This window comes from Clostridium sp. CM036, assembly GCF_055081135.1.
Map to the genome: position 1 here is coordinate 311,840 of NZ_CM143652.1, position 19,340 is coordinate 331,179.

At 30.7% G+C, this 19,340-nt stretch carries 19 protein-coding genes; 18 read left to right on the top strand and 1 reads right to left on the bottom strand.

The window, feature by feature from the left end:
- Positions 1-188: 188 nt before the first annotated feature.
- Entirely contained in the window at positions 189-2,480 is a 2,292-nt protein-coding gene (locus ACWJKE_RS01365) for an AAA family ATPase (RefSeq protein WP_165412121.1), read from the top strand.
- 89 nt (positions 2,481-2,569) lie between these two features.
- On the opposite strand, the gene ychF is transcribed toward ACWJKE_RS01365, so the two are convergent.
- A complete protein-coding gene (ychF, locus tag ACWJKE_RS01370; RefSeq protein ID WP_165412120.1) occupies positions 2,570-3,667 on the bottom strand; it encodes a redox-regulated ATPase YchF in 1,098 nt (365 codons plus the stop codon).
- 308 nt (positions 3,668-3,975) lie between these two features.
- Here ychF and mraZ point away from each other — a divergent pair, with 308 nt between their 5' ends.
- The 17 genes from mraZ (at position 3,976) to ACWJKE_RS01455 (ending at position 19,276) form a co-directional block, all read left to right on the top strand.
- A complete protein-coding gene (gene mraZ / locus ACWJKE_RS01375) occupies positions 3,976-4,404 on the top strand; it encodes a division/cell wall cluster transcriptional repressor MraZ (RefSeq protein ID WP_165412119.1) in 429 nt (142 codons plus the stop codon).
- A 13-nt stretch (positions 4,405-4,417) separates the two neighbouring features.
- Positions 4,418-5,350 carry a 16S rRNA (cytosine(1402)-N(4))-methyltransferase RsmH gene (gene rsmH / locus ACWJKE_RS01380; RefSeq protein ID WP_165412118.1) on the top strand — a complete coding sequence of 311 codons (933 nt, stop codon included), beginning with the start codon at positions 4,418-4,420 and terminating at the stop codon, positions 5,348-5,350.
- A 27-nt stretch (positions 5,351-5,377) separates the two neighbouring features.
- Positions 5,378-5,863, top strand: a complete 486-nt coding sequence (locus ACWJKE_RS01385; protein WP_216302473.1) for a hypothetical protein — start codon at positions 5,378-5,380, stop codon at positions 5,861-5,863.
- A gap of 39 nt (positions 5,864-5,902) precedes the next feature.
- Complete coding sequence (locus ACWJKE_RS01390; protein ID WP_462953739.1) at positions 5,903-8,098, top strand: stage V sporulation protein D; 2,196 nt, start codon at positions 5,903-5,905, stop codon at positions 8,096-8,098.
- A 281-nt stretch (positions 8,099-8,379) separates the two neighbouring features.
- Positions 8,380-9,825 carry a UDP-N-acetylmuramoyl-L-alanyl-D-glutamate--2,6-diaminopimelate ligase gene (locus ACWJKE_RS01395; RefSeq protein ID WP_462953740.1) on the top strand — a complete coding sequence of 482 codons (1,446 nt, stop codon included), beginning with the start codon at positions 8,380-8,382 and terminating at the stop codon, positions 9,823-9,825.
- The gene (locus tag ACWJKE_RS01400; protein WP_462953741.1) at positions 9,826-11,280 is read left to right on the top strand and encodes a UDP-N-acetylmuramoyl-tripeptide--D-alanyl-D-alanine ligase; all 1,455 of its coding nucleotides are present in this window, start codon (positions 9,826-9,828) and stop codon (positions 11,278-11,280) included.
- Positions 11,277-12,230 carry a phospho-N-acetylmuramoyl-pentapeptide-transferase gene (gene mraY, locus ACWJKE_RS01405; protein WP_220285936.1) on the top strand — a complete coding sequence of 318 codons (954 nt, stop codon included), beginning with the start codon at positions 11,277-11,279 and terminating at the stop codon, positions 12,228-12,230. Before ACWJKE_RS01400 ends, mraY begins: the two co-directional genes overlap by 4 nt.
- Positions 12,231-12,250: 20 nt before the next feature.
- The gene (gene spoVE, locus ACWJKE_RS01410) at positions 12,251-13,357 is read left to right on the top strand and encodes a stage V sporulation protein E (RefSeq protein WP_165412112.1); all 1,107 of its coding nucleotides are present in this window, start codon (positions 12,251-12,253) and stop codon (positions 13,355-13,357) included.
- A gap of 256 nt (positions 13,358-13,613) precedes the next feature.
- Positions 13,614-14,432, top strand: coding sequence for a cell division protein FtsQ/DivIB (locus ACWJKE_RS01415; protein WP_216302478.1), 819 nt, complete (start codon positions 13,614-13,616; stop codon positions 14,430-14,432).
- A 40-nt stretch (positions 14,433-14,472) separates the two neighbouring features.
- Positions 14,473-15,201, top strand: a complete 729-nt coding sequence (locus ACWJKE_RS01420) for a DUF881 domain-containing protein (RefSeq protein WP_216302479.1) — start codon at positions 14,473-14,475, stop codon at positions 15,199-15,201.
- 10 nt (positions 15,202-15,211) lie between these two features.
- On the top strand, positions 15,212-15,550 hold the full coding sequence (locus ACWJKE_RS01425) for a small basic family protein (protein WP_165412109.1): 339 nt from the start codon (positions 15,212-15,214) through the stop codon (positions 15,548-15,550).
- Positions 15,551-15,562: 12 nt separating this feature from the next.
- Positions 15,563-16,261, top strand: coding sequence for a DUF881 domain-containing protein (locus tag ACWJKE_RS01430; protein WP_462953742.1), 699 nt, complete (start codon positions 15,563-15,565; stop codon positions 16,259-16,261).
- Positions 16,262-16,398: 137 nt separating this feature from the next.
- Positions 16,399-17,070, top strand: coding sequence for a YggS family pyridoxal phosphate-dependent enzyme (locus ACWJKE_RS01435; protein ID WP_220285932.1), 672 nt, complete (start codon positions 16,399-16,401; stop codon positions 17,068-17,070).
- Positions 17,071-17,072: 2 nt separating this feature from the next.
- Positions 17,073-17,519 carry a cell division protein SepF gene (locus tag ACWJKE_RS01440; protein WP_165412107.1) on the top strand — a complete coding sequence of 149 codons (447 nt, stop codon included), beginning with the start codon at positions 17,073-17,075 and terminating at the stop codon, positions 17,517-17,519.
- 71 nt (positions 17,520-17,590) lie between these two features.
- Positions 17,591-17,842, top strand: a complete 252-nt coding sequence (locus ACWJKE_RS01445) for a YggT family protein (protein WP_258280653.1) — start codon at positions 17,591-17,593, stop codon at positions 17,840-17,842.
- A gap of 24 nt (positions 17,843-17,866) precedes the next feature.
- On the top strand, positions 17,867-18,640 hold the full coding sequence (locus ACWJKE_RS01450; RefSeq protein ID WP_462959107.1) for a YlmH family RNA-binding protein: 774 nt from the start codon (positions 17,867-17,869) through the stop codon (positions 18,638-18,640).
- A gap of 15 nt (positions 18,641-18,655) precedes the next feature.
- Complete coding sequence (locus ACWJKE_RS01455) at positions 18,656-19,276, top strand: DivIVA domain-containing protein (RefSeq protein WP_165412105.1); 621 nt, start codon at positions 18,656-18,658, stop codon at positions 19,274-19,276.
- Positions 19,277-19,340 lie beyond the last annotated feature (64 nt).

Below are 19,340 nucleotides of genomic sequence, written 5' to 3' on the forward strand. Positions count from 1 at the left end.
CGTATGTTGTAATTTAACTCAAGTATTAAAAAAATGGCTACTATTAATATTTATTATTAAAATTCTATAAGAAAAAAAATATATACGCATAAATTTAGAAAATATTATTATTTCTTAATGATAATATTTGTTCCTAAATTGGTGATTTGAGAATATTAATATAATAAAGAATTGAAAGGAGGAGGAATATGAATAGAGAATTAACTCCAAAAGATATTATATATGAATTTGACATTGAAGATATGAGTACAAAAGAAGAATTATATACTATGCCTCAATATTATGATGTAATAGAAAATATTAAAACTGCCATGAGTATAGATAAAGAGGGTTTTAATATTTATTTAATAGATGACTTTTCAAAAGAAACCATTAAAGAGATTATGAAATATGTAAATAAAAGTTTCGAAAATAAGAGCAAACCAAAAGACATTTGTTATGTACTATATGAAGATGAAAAATCTCCTAAACCTATTTTTGTAAGTAATGGAGGGGCTAATAAGCTAAAAGAGACATTTGAAGAAATGCAGAATGAATATTTAGGGTGCACATTTCAGTTTTATAACAATTCTGCAAATAAGGAAATTGAAGACATTCAGGAAAATATTCAAAAGAAAAGAAATAAATTAATTGGTAAGCTAATAGATACAGCAAAAGAGAAAGGTTTTGATATAAAATCCACTAATAGCGGATTCACATTCATTCCTTTAAGTGATGAAAAGGAAATGTCTGAAAATGAATATGAAACATTGGATAAAGGGGAAAAAGATAATATTTTATACACGGCAACTATGTTAAAAGAGAATGCTCGCGAAACATTAGAGGAACTAAAAGATTCTGAAGGAGAAGACTTAGAGAAAATAAAACAACTAATGGAAGTGTACTATAAAAATGAAATGAATGATTTAAAAGAAGAATATAAAAATTTGTTTATGGAAGATGAATCTGTACAAAATTATTTTGATATAGTATGCAATGATATTGAAAAAAGACTTATAGATAATTATTCTTTAAGTTATGATGATGACGAGGAAAAGATAAATGAAATTATATACAAATATGCTATAAATGTAATGGTAGATAATAGTGAAAATCAAATTCGTCCAGTAATATTTGAACAAGATCCTAATTTGACAAACTTACTTGGAAATATAGAGTATGAAAATCACAAAGGGGTTTATTCTACAGGTATAGAATTTATAAAAAGCGGTAGTATACTAAAAGCAAATGAAGGGTGTTTGATAATTAGAGCAAATGATTTACTAAAGGATGCTGCGGCTTATCATAATTTGAAAAAAACATTATTAACAGAGGAGGTAGATTCGGCTTATAACAGAAACTCTTATGAGATTGGATCTTTAAATGCATTTAACCCAGAACCTATACCAGTTAAGGAAAAGATAATTCTTATTGGAAACTATGAGACTTATGACTTGCTTTATAACTATGATGAAGACTTTAGAAAAATTTTCACTATAAAAGCAGAATGTAATCCAGTGCAGAATATAGACAATTATTTAAAGAAATCTCTTGTATTTGAGATAAATAAAACTTGTTGCGAAAACAATTATAAGTTTCTTACAAAAGGAGCTATAAGAGAAGTAGCAAAGATTTTATCACGGAAAGCACAGAGTAGAGAAAAGATATACTATGACAAATATGAAATAAATAAGCTACTAATCTTAGCTAACAATAAGGTTATAGGAGAAAATAAAAAAGAGATTAGTGAAGGAGATATAATTGAGGTAGGCTATAAAAAAGACATCATGGAAAAGGAAATTTTAGACAATTATACTGAAAAAAAGATGCTTATTGATGTTATAAATAGTAGAATTGGACAAGTGAATGGATTATCGGTAATGGATACAGGATATTTTAGTTTTGGTAAGCCAATAAAGATTACCTGTTGCTGCTATAAGGGAGAAGGTAATATTATAGATGTCCAAAAGGAGAGCAATCTAAGTGGAAGTATCCATAGTAAATCTATTAATATTTTAAAGGGATATATAAGTACTATTAATGGCGGATTTACTAAATTACCGGTAGATTTTCACCTAAGCTTTGAACAAATCTATGGAAAAATAGATGGTGATAGTGCATCGGTTGCAGAAATAATGTGTATGCTCTCAGCGCTAAGTAAGATACCTATAAAACAGAGCATTGCAATCACTGGTTCGGTAAATCAATTTGGTGAGGTCCAACCTATAGGAGGAGTAAACGATAAAATAGAAGGTTTCTTTGCAGCATGCAAAGCAATTGACTCAATAAAGGATAAAGGTGTAATGATACCTTTGTCAAATGCAGTAGACTTGGTTTTAAATGAAGAAGTTGAAAGCGAAATTAAAAATGGAAACTTTCATATATATACGATGACATCTATAGAGGATGCAATTGGAGTGCTAATGGGAAATCCTGATATTAGCTTTGATGCTGTAATGATAGCTATTAACAAAGAATTAAAAAAATATAGCAAAAAATGATGAACAGCTCCGCGGGAGATGAAGCTTCCTAGGTTATTATTTAATAATAGATATTAAATAAGCAGGACTAAATTGTCCTGCTTGCTTTGCTACACGTTAAATCTAAAGTTAACTACATCGCCATCTTGCATAATATACTCTTTTCCTTCAAGTCTATACAGTCCTTTTTCTTTAGCAGCAGCTTCGGAGCCACATTCAACTAATTTATCAAAGGAAACTATTTCTGCTCTTATAAAACCTCTTTCTATATCCGAATGGATTTTCCCAGCGGCAGCAGGGGCTTTAGTTCCAATGTTTATAGTCCATGCTCTTATTTCTTGAGGTCCTGCAGTTAAAAAGCTCATTAAACCGAGTAGTTTATAACTTGAGTGGATAAGTTTATCAAGGCCCGTCTCAGTAAGACCATATTCCTTTAGAAGTTCCATTTTTTCATCATCATCCAAAGTGGATAATTCTTCTTCAAGTCTGGCGCAAACTACAATTACTTCTGAATTCTCATTCGCAGCAAATTCTTTAACTTTTTTTACCATATCATTTTCTGTGTTACCAGACATTAAATCATCTTCGCTTATATTTGCAGCATATAATACTGGTTTTGCAGTAATTAAGAAAAGAATACTTACAAAAGCGGCTTCTTCTTCGTTAAACTCTAATGTTCTTACTGGAAGATTTGCTTCAAGGTGTTCCTTTATTCTTTCCATAAGAGCATATTCCATTTTTGCTGTTTTGTCACCAGAACGAACAAGTTTTACTGACTTTTCCATTCTTCTTTCTAATACATCAAGATCAGAAAAAATAAGTTCTAAATTAATAGTATCTATATCACGTGTAGGATCGATATTACCGTCTACATGTATGATGTTGTCATCATTAAAACATCTTACCACATGAACAATAGACTCTACTTCTCGGATGTGAGATAAAAATTTATTACCCAAACCTTCTCCTTTGCTTGCTCCTTTTACAAGGCCTGCTATATCATAAAATTCAATTGCAGTACGAATTATTTTTTTACTATTATAAATAGTTTGTAGTACATCCAATCTTTTGTCAGGTACACTTACAACACCTATATTTGGTTCTATAGTACAAAATGGGTAATTAGCAGATTCTGCACCTGCTTTTGTTATTGCATTAAACAGTGTGCTTTTTCCTACATTTGGTAAACCTACAATTCCTAGCTTCATATATATGTACATTCCTTTCTTGCATTTAATATTATTAATTTCTTATAAATTATACCCTACATCGTAATGCATTTCAAGAAAGTAAATTAGCACAATTGTTTAATTTGAAATGCGTAGTCTGATAATTATGTATTTTAAGTTAATAAATTCAAATAAAATCATAAAAAAGTTTAATTGTTTTTAAAAAATAAAAATAAAACAATAAAACAAGAAGGAATTTTCATTTTTCTATAGAATTATACTTGTTAGTGGTTTAAAATGGTTTAAAGTGGTTCGAAGTGGAGTAAGTTCATAAGGTAGGGGATAAAATGTTTATTGGTGAATATCAACATGCCATTGATAGTAAAAACAGAATGATTATTCCCACCAAATTTCGAGAGGGATTAGGCAGTGAATTTATATTGACTAAGGGCCTAGATGGATGCTTATACATATATACAACGCTTGAGTGGAATATAATGGAGGAAAAATTAAAGAAACTTCCATTGACGAGTAAAGATGCCAGGGCATTTGTACGGTTTTTCTTCTCAGGTGCTAATGAAATAACAGTAGATAAGCAAGGCAGAGCTTTAATACCACAGAATTTATGCGAATATGCAGGCCTTCAAAAGGAAATAGTAAGCATAGGAGTATCAACTAGAATAGAAATATGGTCTAAGGATAAATGGGATAAATATAATGAATCAGATATTAATTTTGATGAAATAGCAGAAAAAATGAATGAATTAGGCATATAAAAGGAGATTAAAAATGGAATTTAAACATGTATCAGTTTTATTAAATGAGTGTATTGATGCGCTAGATATTAAAGAGGATGGAATTTATGTTGATTGTACATTAGGAGGTGCAGGGCACTCCTTAGAAATCTTAAAAAGACTGTCACCTAAAGGACGGTTAATTGGAATTGACCAAGATGAAGATGCATTAAAAGCTGCAAAGGAAAAAATCAAAGAATATAACAATGTTACATATGTACATGATAATTTTTATAACATTGGAGCAATACTTGACAAACTTAAAATAGAAAAAGTAGATGGGATTTTTATGGATTTAGGGGTGTCGTCATATCAATTAGATAATGCGGAACGTGGGTTTAGCTACATGAGGGATGCGAATCTTGATATGAGAATGGATAGAAGCAAAGGTATAACAGCATATGATGTGGTAAATAACTACGAAGAGCCACAGATAGCAGAGGTTTTAAGAAATTATGGCGAAGAAAAATTTTCGAAAAGAATTGCTAATTTCATAGTAGATAGAAGAAAAGATAAACCAATCAATACTACTTTGGAACTAGTGAATGTTATAGATGCAGCGATTCCCGCAAAGTTTAAGAGAGATGGAGGCCATCCAGCTAAAAGAACATTCCAAGGAATAAGAATCGAAGTTAATGGGGAATTAAAAATATTAGATAAAGCAATTGAGGATGGAATAGCTAGACTACATCGCGGTGGGAGAATGGCGATAATTACATTCCAGTCACTTGAAGATAGAATTGTTAAAGTTAAATTTAAAAGTTTAGAAGATCCATGCAAATGTCCAAAAGAGTTACCTATGTGTGTGTGTGGTAAAACACCAATCGTGAAACTTATAAGTAGAAAACCTATAAGGGCAACAGAGACAGAGATAGAAATAAACTCAAGAAGTAGAAGTGCAAAACTAAGAGTGGCGCAAAAAAATTAGTTCTAAATTGTGGATGGGGTGAATAAAGTGATAATAGAAAAAAATAAGTTTATAATGGATGGAAATACAGTTTTAGCACCATATGAGCCATTAAAAAAACGAAAATATGAAGATTTAGAAAAATCACGAAAACAGACACAAAGCAGTAAAAATCTGAAGGAAATGAAAAAGAAAAAAAGAGTTCTTTTAAATATTAGTTTAGGGTTTGTTATTGGAATGATAACCATTGCTAGATATTGTATGATTTATAATTATCAAGATGCGACTTCTAAAGTTAAAGCTGAAATAGAAATGGTCAGTAAAGAAAATGACGCGTATGATGTAGAACTAATGAAGTTTAGAAATATAAGTTACGTTGAGAAAACAGCGACGACAAAACTTCATATGGTTAACCCAAAGGTTAGTGACATACAATACTTAAATTTGAGTAAAAACAATTTAGAAACAAAAGAAGAGTTAGAAGCGAAAACAAGTAACGACGTAATAGATAAAATTAAAAATATTATTTTTTAATTACTGTTTGCTTTGAAGAATTAGCAAGGAGGACATAAATTGGCAAAAGGAGAGTATAGAGACAAGGTAGTAGTTAAGCGTAGAATGTTGGTTGTCTTTTTCATGCTTTTTCTTTTGCTTTTTCTATTAATTAGTAGGTTGAGCTACGTAATGATAGCTAAAGGGAAGGAATATAAAGAAAAAGCAATTTTGCAGTGGACAAGTGACGTTCGGATTGCACCAAAGAGGGGAAGGATCTTAGACAGAAATGGAGAAGATTTAGCTATAAGTGCAAATGTATTTAGAGTGGATTTAGATCTTAATTCGCTACGTGAAACTACTAAAAAAAACAAGCTAAGTATGAACGATATTGCACCAGAAATCGCTAAAATACTTGGAATGGAATCTAGTGAAGTTTTACCTGTTTTGACTAAGACTAATTCAAAGGGGAAACCTATTGGAGCAGCGATTTTAAAGAGAAGAATAGATAAAGCTACAGCTGATAAAATTAATGATTTTTCGAAAAATCAAAAGCTTCGAGGAATTGTTATTACTGGAGATACAAAAAGATATTATCCCAATGGGAATTTCTTAGCAAATGTTGTAGGGCATACGAATTCTGATGGCAATGGACTTACAGGTGTTGAATTGTATTACAATAAATATCTATCAGGTATACCTGGAATAAAAATTTCAGAAACCGATAGAAAAAGTGAAGAATTGCCTTATACAATCTCAGATTATACAAAGCCTATAGAGGGTAAAGATGTAGTACTTACTATTGATGAGATGATTCAATATTTTTGTGAGAAAGCAGCTTCGCAGGCTATGATTGACAATAAAGCGAAAGCAGTTAGTATAATTGCAATGAATCCTAAAAATGGAGAAATATTGGGGATGGTTAATAAACCAGATTATAATCCTAATGACCCTTGGGACCTTACTAAAAATTTTGATGAAAATCAAAAGGCATGGAGAAATAGAGCAGTAAGTGATACGTTCGAGCCGGGGTCTATTTTTAAAGTGTTTACGGCTACAGGGGCTATGGAAGAAGGGCTAGTTAAGGAAGATGATAAATTTAACTGTACTGGTAGCACTGTAGTTTTAGGTAAAGCAGTAAAGTGTTGGAAAACCACAGGGCATGGATCTCAAAATTTTGTGGATATATTAAAAAACTCTTGTAATGTTGGATTTATGGAACTTGGTAGAAGACTTGGTCCAGAAAAACTAAATAAATACATTGAATTATTTGGATTTGGTAAAAAAACTGGTATTGATTTAAATGGAGAAGCACTCGGAATAATTAGAAAAGCTAAAGATATGACTGCTCTTGATGTAGCAGTAACATCCTTTGGGCAAGGGAATACCTTATCTTGTATACAGTATATGAAGGGCTTTAACGCTATTGCAAATGGGGGAAAACTTATAACGCCTCATGTTATGAAAGAGATAGTAAATTATGATGATTTAAATAATAAAAAAGTTCTGCAAAAATATTCAAATTATAATGAAAGAAAAATAATGGATGAAGGAGTTGCAAAGCAGCTTCGATCTTACCTTGAGCAGGTTGTAGAAAATGGTGGTGGTAAAAAGGCATTTATTGCAGGATACCATATTGCCGGAAAGACAGGGACAGCTCAAAAAATTAATACTGCAGGAGCTGGCTATGCACCAGGAAAATATGTATCATCATTTGCAGGAATGGCGCCTGCAAATGATCCTCAGATAACCTTATTAATTAATATTGATGAACCAGACCCCTCTTGGTATTATGGTGGTCAGATTGCAACAGTAGTTGGAAAGCAAGTTTTTAATGATGTTTTTAATTATTTATCATTTAAATCTGATGCTTCAAAGGAGGAAACTTCAAAAAGCTTATTAAAGGATGTTATTGTGCCTGAAGTAAGGGGCCTTAAGAAGTCGGAGGCAGAAAAGTCATTGAAAGATAATAATTTAAAGGTAAAATTAAGTTCAGATGGAGAAGTTATTACTGATATGACTCCGAAACCTGGATATACGGTTAAGGAAGGAACTGAAATTATTTTACACACTGGTGAATTAAAAAAAGATAATAATATGGTCATGGTTCCAAATATAATAGGAAGTAGCCCGGAAAAAACTACTGCACTTCTAGGAAGTCTTGGACTAAAAGCTAAATTCGTTGGTAATGGAATAGTCGCAGAGCAAAGCATAGAATGCAAAGAAGTGAAAAAAGGAACTACGATAACAATTCATTTAGATATTACGGCTGATTAGTTAAAGCATCATCTTCGATGCTGTAATATTAATGACTTCAGAAGTAAATTTATATCCCACTGAATATTTTACTTTATTATAGTATGTAACACCTACTTTTAGAAAAGCGTGATTTTACTTCTGAAATGTCATTAAATATAGTGTATAATTAGGTGATAGGCACATGAAAATAAAACCGACAGGACTCAGCAATTCTGAGCTGTCGGATTTGCCATGTAAAAGGGGAATAGATATTTTTTTTGTTAAGCATATTTTATGTGATGATTTAAAGGAGTGGTAATATGAATTTTGAAAAAATTATGGAGAATATTAATTTCAATTTAATCCAGGGTAACATTGATATTGATATAAAGGGAATTCAATATGATTCAAGAAAAATTAAAGAAGGGGATGTGTTTTTCGCTGTAGAAGGGTATAATCTTGATGGTCATAAATATATACAAAATGCAATTAACAATGGAGCAGTTGCTGTTGTGTGCCAGAAAAATATAGAAGAGCATTTAAACTGTGTGGTGATTAGAGTAGAAGATAGCAGAAAAGCATTGGCCATAAGTGCAGCTAATTACTATGAAAATCCAAGTCGTAACATGAAAATGATAGGAGTTACAGGTACTAATGGAAAAACAACTTCAGCTTTTATGATTAAAGCTATTTTGGAACAGCAAGGATACAAAGTTGGACTTATTGGAACTATAGCAAATTATATTGGAGAAAAGAAAATTCATACAGAGAGGACTACTCCTGAATCACTTGAATTACATGAACTTTTCAAGGAAATGGTGGAGTCGGGTGTGGATTATTGTGTTATGGAGGTGTCTTCGCACTCTTTAAGTTTAGATAGAGTATATGGAATAGAGTTTTGCGAAAGTATTTTTACAAATTTAACTCAGGATCATTTAGATTTCCATAAAACCTTTGAAAATTATTTTAATGCAAAATTAAAGTTATTTGAGTTAAGTAAAAGCGCTGTAATTAACATTGATGATATATATGGAGCAAAAGTCTATAGTTTAATTAAAAGTAGCAAATTAAGCTATGGATTAAATGGCAATGCAGATATTATGGCAAGTGATATAAAAATGCATTCAAGGGGAAGTGAATTTACATTAGAGTACAAAGGAAACTCTTTTGAAATAGAATTGAGTATACCAGGAAATTACAATATATATAATGCGCTTGGGTCTATAGCAGTTTGCTTAAATCAGGGAGTGGACCTAGCTAAAATTAAACTAGCTCTACAAAAGATTCAAGTGCCTGGGCGTTGTGAACTTGCTTACAATAACCATAAGTTGGGATTTGAAATAATTTTAGATTATGCACATACGCCAGATGCATTAGAAAATATACTAAAAACTGTCAGGGAATTTACAAAGGGTAAACTTATAAGCGTTTTTGGTTGTGGTGGAGATAGAGATAAAGCCAAAAGAGCTATAATGGGCAAAATTGGAACTCAGCTAAGCGATTTTTCATTAATAACTTCAGATAATCCAAGAACTGAAGATCCTATGCAAATAATTAATGATGTAGCATTCGGTATTGAAAAACATAATTTCGAAATTATAGAGAATAGGCGCGCGGCTATAAAACGAGCAATTGAAATTGCAAGATGCGGTGATATAATTGTTATCGCAGGAAAAGGGCATGAAGACTATCAAGTTTTGAAAGAAAAAACTATACATTTTGATGAGCGAGAAGTTGTCTCAGAGATAATAAAGGAGCTATTTTAGATGGAATATATTAGTTTTGACGAGATATTAGAGGCAACTGGGGGTAAAATAGTAGTTAAAGGTGAAAGCGCCTTGCATCAAGGCGAGAATACATTATATAATAATGTTTGCATAGATACAAGAACTATAAAAGAGAAGGATATTTTTATCGCATTAAAGGGTGAAAATTTTAATGCTAATGATTTTATCGTTGAGGCTAGCAAAAAAGGAGCTTCAATTTGCATAATTGATGAAATGAAGTTTGATAAAGCGCTGCTTAATAAGAAAACAGCTGTAATTAAGGTGGTGGATACTAGAAAAGCACTACTTAATCTTGCAAAATTTTATATAAATAAGCTAGATTTAAAAGTAGTAGGAATTACCGGATCTACAGGCAAAACGTCCACAAAGGATTTGGTTGCAGCAGTTCTTGGCGCAAAATTCAAAGTTTTTAAAACTTTGGGCAATTTTAATAATGAAATAGGGTTACCTATGATGATATTTAAGTTAGATAAAAGTTATGATGTTGCAGTCCTCGAAATGGGTATGAGTGATTTTGGAGAAATTCATAACTTATGTGAGACTTCAAAACCGAGTATTGCTATTATTACTAACATTGGAATGTCTCACATTGAAAATCTTAAAACTAGAGAAAATATATTAAAAGCTAAAATGGAGATAACAGATTTTTTTAGTAAAGACAGTATTTTAATTGTAAATTCAGATAATGATTTATTAGAAGATGTGAACACGGCAAATTATAGACTTATAAGAACAGGAATTGATTCTGAAGCTGATTTAAAAGCATGCGATTTAAATGTAGAAGAAAATAAAATAACATTTCGCATAATGGACAAGAAAAATTTAATAGATAATATTATTGAGGTGAATATACCAGGACGGCATAATATACTAAATTCAATGCTAGCAGTAGCTTGTGCAAGGGCAATGGACATGAGTTATAATGAAATTGCTCAAGGGTTTAAAAAGTTAGAAGCTACGTCTATGCGTTTAGATATAACAAAAGGTAAAAAGTTTACTATAATTAATGACTGCTATAATGCTAGCCCAGATTCAATGATGGCCGCAATTGATGTGCTTTGCGATATTAGTGGGAATTATAAAATTGCGATTCTTGGTACTATGAGGGAACTCGGAAATAGTGCCACGCAGGCACATAAACAAGTCGGAGAATATGCAAAACGTAAAAATATTGATTTATTAATTACTTTAGGTGAGTTTAACGAAGCATATAAAGAAGGATTTAACGATATAGATAAATATAGAAGTTTTCAAACCTATAATGAGGTAGTTTCCTTTTTGGATGGAATGATCAATCAAAATGATGTTGTTTTAGTTAAAGCTTCAAGATATATGAAATTTGAGAGCATAGTTAGCAAACTAACGAATTTACATTCGTTTGTGAATCTAGATTCACATACGAATATAAATGCTAAAGAGGTGATAGAAAAATGAGCTTAATTATTTATTCGGTTTTAATTGCATTTTTCCTATCAATTATACTAGGGCCATTAATAATCCCTATGTTACATAAGCTTAAATTTGGTCAAAATATAAGAGCAGAAGGACCTAAAAGTCATCTGAAAAAAGCAGGGACACCTACTATGGGTGGCATAATATTTATGATTTCTACAATAATTACAATGTTAATCCTTGTTAGACATACAAGCGCTGAAGCTAGGATTGCAGTGTATTGTTTTATAGCATTTGGATTAATAGGACTTATTGATGATTTGTTAAAAATAATACGTAAACAAAATGAAGGACTTACATCTAAACAAAAGATGTTACTTTTGGTTGTAGTATCAGGTTTAATTGGTTATTACTCTTCACTTAAAATAGGAACGGATATAATGTTACCATTTTCTGATAGAGTTATAAAATTGGGTGTTTGGTATGTGCCTTTTATTATTGTATATTTTGCAGCAACCACAAACGCAGTTAATTTAACAGATGGATTAGATGGTCTAGCTACCTCAGTTACAATAGTAGTTATGACATTCTTTGCATTGGTTAGTAATATGATGTTTCATACGACTCTTGCGATATTCTGTGCTGCGCTTGCGGGTGCATTATTAGGGTTCTTAAAATACAATTCTTATAAAGCACAAATTTTTATGGGAGATATGGGAGCACTTGCACTTGGTGGCGCAGTAGCTGCAGTTGGTATGATACTAAAATCACCTTTTTTAGTTGCAATTGTAGGTGGCGTATATGTTATAGAGACTCTATCTGTTATTATTCAAGTTTCAGTATTTAAGGCTACAGGTAAGAGAGTATTTAAAATGTCTCCAATTCATCACCATTTTGAATTAAGCGGATGGCACGAAACTAAGGTTGTTGCAGTATTCTCCATTGTAACAGTGATTTTTTGTTTAATTGGATTTCTATCCTTTTCCTATTAGTGACGTAAGGAGGATATAGTATGAAAAAATACAAGGTTAAAATGGGGCAAATAGATTTTGTATTATTTGCAACCATAATGCTTCTTGTGGCAATCGGAGTGGTAATGGTTTATAGTTCTAGCTCATATTATGCGGCTTTTAAATCTAACGATCCAGAATTGTTTTTTAAAAAGCAATTTATGTGGGCATGCATTGGCTGTGTTTTTATGGTTACAGCTATTAAAACTGATTATCATATTATAAAAAAATACACTGGAATTATTATGATATTTACTGCAATATCTTTACTTGCTGTATTTGCATTCTCACCCATAAATTTCTCTAGACGGTGGATTCCATTAGGATTTGCAAAATTTCAACCATCAGAAGTTGCAAAATATGCTATAGTATTATATATGGCTAAAAGCTTAGATTTAAAAGGGGAAAAAGTCAAAGAATTCGTTAAAGGGGTACTTCCATACCTATTAGTTTCGGGCTTTTATGCAGGTTTAATTTTGTTGGAGCCAAACTTAAGTATAGCAGCTATTATAATGATCGTTACTGTAATTATTTTATTTGCAGTAGGGGCAAGATTTCAACATCTTTTTGCTATAGGGTCATCTCTAGTAGCTGCGGTTGTTGCTCTAGCAATTTTTGAACCATATAGATTGGCTAGGGTTATGAATTTTAGAAACCCTTTTGATGATAGCCAAGGTAAGGGGTATCAATTAGTTCAATCATTACTTGCACTTGGGTCAGGAGGATTTACTGGTTCAGGAATTGGACAATCAAGGCAAAAATGTTTATATATACCCGAACCACATACGGATTTTATTTTCGCAATAATTGGAGAAGAATTAGGGCTAATCGGATGCGGTTTTATAATTTTATTATTCATTATTTTTGTATGGCGTGGTATTAAAATAGCAGTTACAGCGAAAGATATGTATGGTACTATTTTAGCTATAGGGATTACATCTGTTATAGCTGTTCAAGCAATTATTAATATAGCAGTAGTTACTGGGTCAATGCCAGTAACAGGTGTGCCGCTACCTTTTATAAGTTATGGAGGTTCAGCTCTGCTTTTCAATATGTTTGCAATGGGAATACTTTTAAATGTGTCAAGGCAAACTGTAAATAAAAATTAGAATAAAAGGCATGCATATGTGCATGCCTTTTTCTATGCTTAATATTGCAAAATATTAATTTTTTTTAAATACTGATAAATACATTGAAATTGAGATGTAAATAATTAAGTTAAGTGTTATTATATAATAGAGACAAATTTTAGACCACATTTATGTAAATAAACTTGGTTATTCGGTATAATCTACAAATTTAGTGTGTTGTATTTTAATAAGCTAATTTGTAAAAAAATATATATTATTGAATGCGAGGAAGTGAATGACAAAAAAGAGTAATAATCTTAAAAGAGGAAATTATATTATAAAAAATAAAGAAAAATTATTACATAGAAGAAAAAGCAAAAAAAAAGTAAAGTATTTAATGTTACTAGTAATAATTATGATATCTACATTAATTACATTATGCATTAAATTACCTTATTTTAACGTTAAAACTATTGAAATTGTAGGAAATATGAATGCTTCTAAAGTCGAAATCAATGATACGGCGAGTATTCACTTAGGGGGTAATATTTTTTCTGAAAGTTTCAACGATAGCAAGCAACAAATCATGAAAAATCCGTATATAGTAGGTGTAAAAGTTAGGAAAGACCTTCCTAATAAGATTGTAATAGAAATAGAGGAAAGAGTAGCTGTGTTTTATGGTAAATTAAACAACGCTTATTATATTCTAGATAACAAAGGTATTTTGCTTGAAAAAAGGTCGAACGTTAAAGATATGAACTTAGTGAATTTAATTGGATTCGATTTTGAAAAGTGTGAAGTGGGCAATTTAATTGCGCCAAAGGATGATAGGAAAATAAATATTGCAGTGGAAATAACAAATATTATTAATGATTATAGAAAGAATAAAGGCAATAATATTATAACAATGGTAGATGTAAGCAATGTATTGGATATCAAGGTTTATGCTGGGGAAATGTGTATTAAATTTGGTACAAGCGAAGACTTGAAAAACAAATTTAATAAGTCGATAAATATTATTACACAACCTCAATATAAGAGTGCAAAGGGATATGTAGATGTTAGTTCAAAAAGCAATCCAGTTGTTTTTATAGAACAAAAGGGTAAAAAATAACAATATTTATCTCCCCCGGAGAGTAGCAAGGAGGAAGTCTATGAAGAAGTTTAGATCCCAAATATCTATTGGTATAGTATGTGTATTATTAGGATTTATGATCTCTTACCAATTTAAAATGATAGGAAAACAAAATTCAGCAGCAGTAGTAGATACCAATAAGAATACACCAGAAATTATAACTGAAAACGAACAACTTAAAATAAGCAAAGAAGTTATGCAGAAAAAGATAGATGATTTAGATGCTAAAACGGCAAAATATGAAAAGACGAACATGGGAGATAATGAAAAAAGTGAGTTACTATATAAAGAATTGGAAGAAACAAGAATTCTTACTGGACAAATCGAAGTAGAAGGTCAAGGTATTATAGTTTATATAGATCCTAAGAGTGACATTTTTGGTAGTAACACTGAAAATCAGCAGGCGATAAACGATGTGGATTTAGCTCATATAGTAAATGAGTTAAATTCAGTAGGTGCTGAAGCGATTTCTATTAATGATATTAGGTTAACTACCAGGAGTGGAATAAGAAATGCTGGAAATGCAATTATTATAAATGATGAAAGGATTTCTTATAGTAAAAGGGTCACTATTAAAGCAATTGGAGATAAAACTAGATTAGAAGGCGCTATAAAATTCCCAGGAACAATCTCACAATTCTTGAGTAGTGCGTGTGATGTAACTACTAATACAGTAGATAAAGTTGTGATTTCTAAATATAACAAAGTATATAAATTCGAGTATGCAAGACCAGTAGAAAAGAAGTAGAGGTGATTAAATGGTTGCTTTCGTAGGGTTATTAATAGGAATTATATTAGGAGTTGTGTGGAATGTTGATATTCCAGTTGGATTTTCTCCGTATATTTCTGTAGCAATTTTTGCGTGTTTAGATTCAGTTTTTGGTGCATTAAGAGGTTCAATTTCACATAATTTTAGAGCCGATATTTTTATATCAGGGTTTTTTGGAAATGCAGTGTTAGCTGTAGCGATGGTCTATCTAGGCGATAAATTAGGAATTCCAATTTATTTAGCTGCAGTTATAGTATTTGGCGGAAGAATATTTGAAAATTTTGCGATTATTAGGCGGCTTTTAATAGATAAAACAAAATCTCATTAATGAGGTGATTAAATGAAAAATAATGAAGCTACCGTTTTTGTTTTTATTGCTTCAATAATCCTAGGACTTCTTATTGCTATGAATATCGGATTTGAGGGGAAAAATACTGTTTTAGATGTAAAACAGTATGATGTAGCCTACAATGAGAGAACTAAATTGTATTCTGAATTAAGCAATTTAAAAGAAGAATATTATAAAACTTATTCAAAGCTCGAAAAATATGATAGTAGCGATGAAAAAAAAGCTGAAATTACTAAAGTTATTCAAGATGAAGTTAGTAATAATAATATATTCTTAGGGAAGACTGACGTTGAAGGTCCTGGAATTGAAATTATATTAGATGATGCTGATAATTATGTTAATAGTGATCAGTTAATTCATGATAATGATGTTATTCAAGTGATAAATGACCTCAAAAATGCAGGGGCAGAAGCAATTTCTGTTAATGGAGAAAGGATTATTTATGATAATTATGGATTTTGCGGTGGGCCTTATATCAATTTACATGGGGTTAAGATAGTAAGCCCATTTTATATCAATGCCATAGGGAATAAAGATGTGTTGTATAATTATTTAACGCTAGACCAAACCTATATGACATTATTGAAGACTAGAAATGTTAAAGTTAATATTCTTAAGACGGATAATGTAGAAATAGCGGCATATACGGGCTATTTTAAATATAATTATATGAATCCCACAAAAAAATAAATTGGTATAATTAAAAATAATATTAATTTATAAAAAAATGAAGGAATTTTATGTTTAATGAAGAAATAAGTAGAAATAGGAGATGACAATTAATAATTGTTTTATGTCAGAAAGATTATTAAGGAGGGGACGGATAGTTGACTATTGGGGAAGCTTATAACAAAATAAAAAGCGAGATTCCAGAAAATGTAACACTAATATGCGTTTCTAAGACTAGACAAATTGATGAAATAAAAGAAGCATACACATCTGGGGCTAGAGATTTTGGAGAGAATAAAGTACAAGAATTAATTGGAAAATATGATAGCTTAGACATTGATGCTAGATGGCACTTTATAGGACATTTACAGACAAATAAGGTGAAATATATAGTTGGAAAAGTTTATCTTATTCATTCTTTAGATAGCGTACATTTATTGCAAGAAATTGAAAAGCGTTATGCTTCTAAAAATGAAATTGCCAGGGTTTTAATTCAGATTAATATAGGAAAAGAAGCTGCAAAGACAGGTATAGCTGTTGAAGAAGTAAGTTCTATAATAAAAGTGTGTGAAGAATGTAAAAATGTGAAAATTAAAGGACTAATGGCTACAATTCCTATCGGTAACGATGAAAGTTCTAGAGGATACTTTACCCAGATGAAAACTATATTTGATGATTTAAAAGCTTTTAAATATAAAAATGTTTCCATGGAAATCCTATCATTAGGTATGAGTAAAGATTTTCAAATTGCGTTAGAACAAGGCGCTAATATGATAAGACTTGGGGAGAAAATATTTGGTAAACGAGATTACAAGAAACTGGAGGTATAAAAATGTCAAGTAAAGTAATGAATAAGGTTATGGGGTTTTTAGGTATGGCAGAGGAAGAAGAGGATGAAGTTCAAGAAATGGAGAATGAAGAGGAAAATGTGGATATTGAATCATTGATGAATGCAAACAAAAAGCAAAGTAAGGTAGTAAATATTCATACCTCGACATCTACAAAAGTAGTTATCATAAAACCAGATGATTTTGATGAAGCAACTACCATAAGCGATAATTTAAAAGCTAGAAAAATCGTAGTAGTTAACACTAATGGATTAGAAGCTAAAACTGGTCAAAGATTATTAGATTTTGTTGGAGGAGTATGCTACGCTTTAAGTGGTGAGCTTCAGCAAGTAGAAAAAGGAGTGTATATAATGTCTCCTTCTAATGTAGAAGTTGATAATGCATTGAAAAATGAACTAAGCTCAAAAGGAATTTTTAATTGGAATAAATAAAATGAAAACATTTTAAGGGGAGCAATGAATAATTGTTGTTACCATTTGAGAAGTTCAGGAGGTTATAAAACTTGTATAGATTAATTGGAATGATTTTTAATGTGTTAGAGTATGCAATTATCATAGAAGTGGGTTTGTCTTGGGTTTATAGGGGGAGGTCAAACCAATATATAGAATTATTACATAAAATCACAGGACCTCTATTAGAGCCAGGTAGAAAAGTTCAAGAGAAATATTTTAGTAATACAATGGTAGATTTTTCACCAATAATTGCACTTATTATTTTGATGATTTTAAGAAAAATTGTGTATATTATACTGTGAATAATTTAGTAAGGTAGGATTTAAATGGAAAAAAATGAATTTCTTAATAGTATAGATTGTGATGATAAAAATTTAATTTCTAATATATTTAATAAAATGCAAATAGCTGAAAAGACAAATAAAATCATATTTACTAATGATTTTATAACTCCAGCTATATGGAATCAAACTTCCGCTATATGCGAAAAGTATAAAACAAAAGCATTCACTAATGGTATATTTAAAGAGGCTGACAGGAGAATGTTATCATTTTCAGTTGGCGGAGAACCTGAAGAATATCCTATAGATTTATTGAAAATAATCAACAAATCCAAATTTAACAAATTAGAGCATAAGTATTATTTAGGTGCAATAATGTCTCTAGGAATTAATCGAGAAAAACTAGGTGACTTAATAATTCAAGATGCAATATGTTATGCACCAGTTACTAGTGACATTAGTAATTACATAATTAATAGTTTGAATAATATAGGAAATTGTCCATGTGAAGTTAGTGAATATGATTATAAATTACAGGGCCTTCCAGAGAGAAAATTCCAAGAAAAAATCATTATATCTACGTCACTTCGCCTTGATAGTATGGTTTCAGCTATATGTAATATTTCAAGAAATAATTCAGTTGCACTAATATCTTCAGGTAAAATATTAGTGAATTACTTTCAGTGTTTAAAAAAAGATAAGGTTATCAAAAGCAATGATACTTTAACAATTAGGGGATATGGAAAGCTAAAAATTGCAGATATTAGAGGAGTCACTCAAAAGGATCGTTTAAAAGTTGCAATAAAGCAATATATTTAGTTGAGGGGGAGCAAGATGAGAATAACATCTATGGATATTAACAATAAAGAGTTTAAAAAAGGCTTAAGGGGATATAATGCTGATGAAGTCGATGAATTTTTAGATAAGGTATCTGAAGAATATGAAATTATGTATAAAGAGAATTCAACTTTAAAAGAAAAAAAGAACTTTTTAGAAGAAAAATTAGAGCATCATGTTAAAATAGAATCTACAATTCAAAATACATTAGTATTAGCTCAAAATGCAGCAGAACAAGCAAAGTTTTGCGCTCAAAAGGAAGCGGAATTGGTTATTAAAAATGCAAACGACTCTTCTCAAAGATTGATAGATAAGGCTCATAATGATGTACTTAAGATAAATGATGAATATGAAATAACTAAGCAAGAATTTGCAAAGTTTAGAACGAAATTTAGAAATTTTATGAATTGTCAATTTGAGATGTTTGAAGGCTTAGAAAATGACTATTTTAGAAATTACAATTTGGGTAATGAAGTTTATGAAAATAATGATAATATAAGCGATAGTGAAACAGATGTTTCGTTAAAATATTCTGATGTAACACTCAAAAACATTGACGAAAAAGAGTTTAATAGCAATGATATAGAAGAAATAAAAACCTTTTTTGCAAAAGGGTAAAACATAGAAATCTCACTCACTGGGTGAGATTTTTTATGTAACAAAACTGCTAAATCGAATGAGT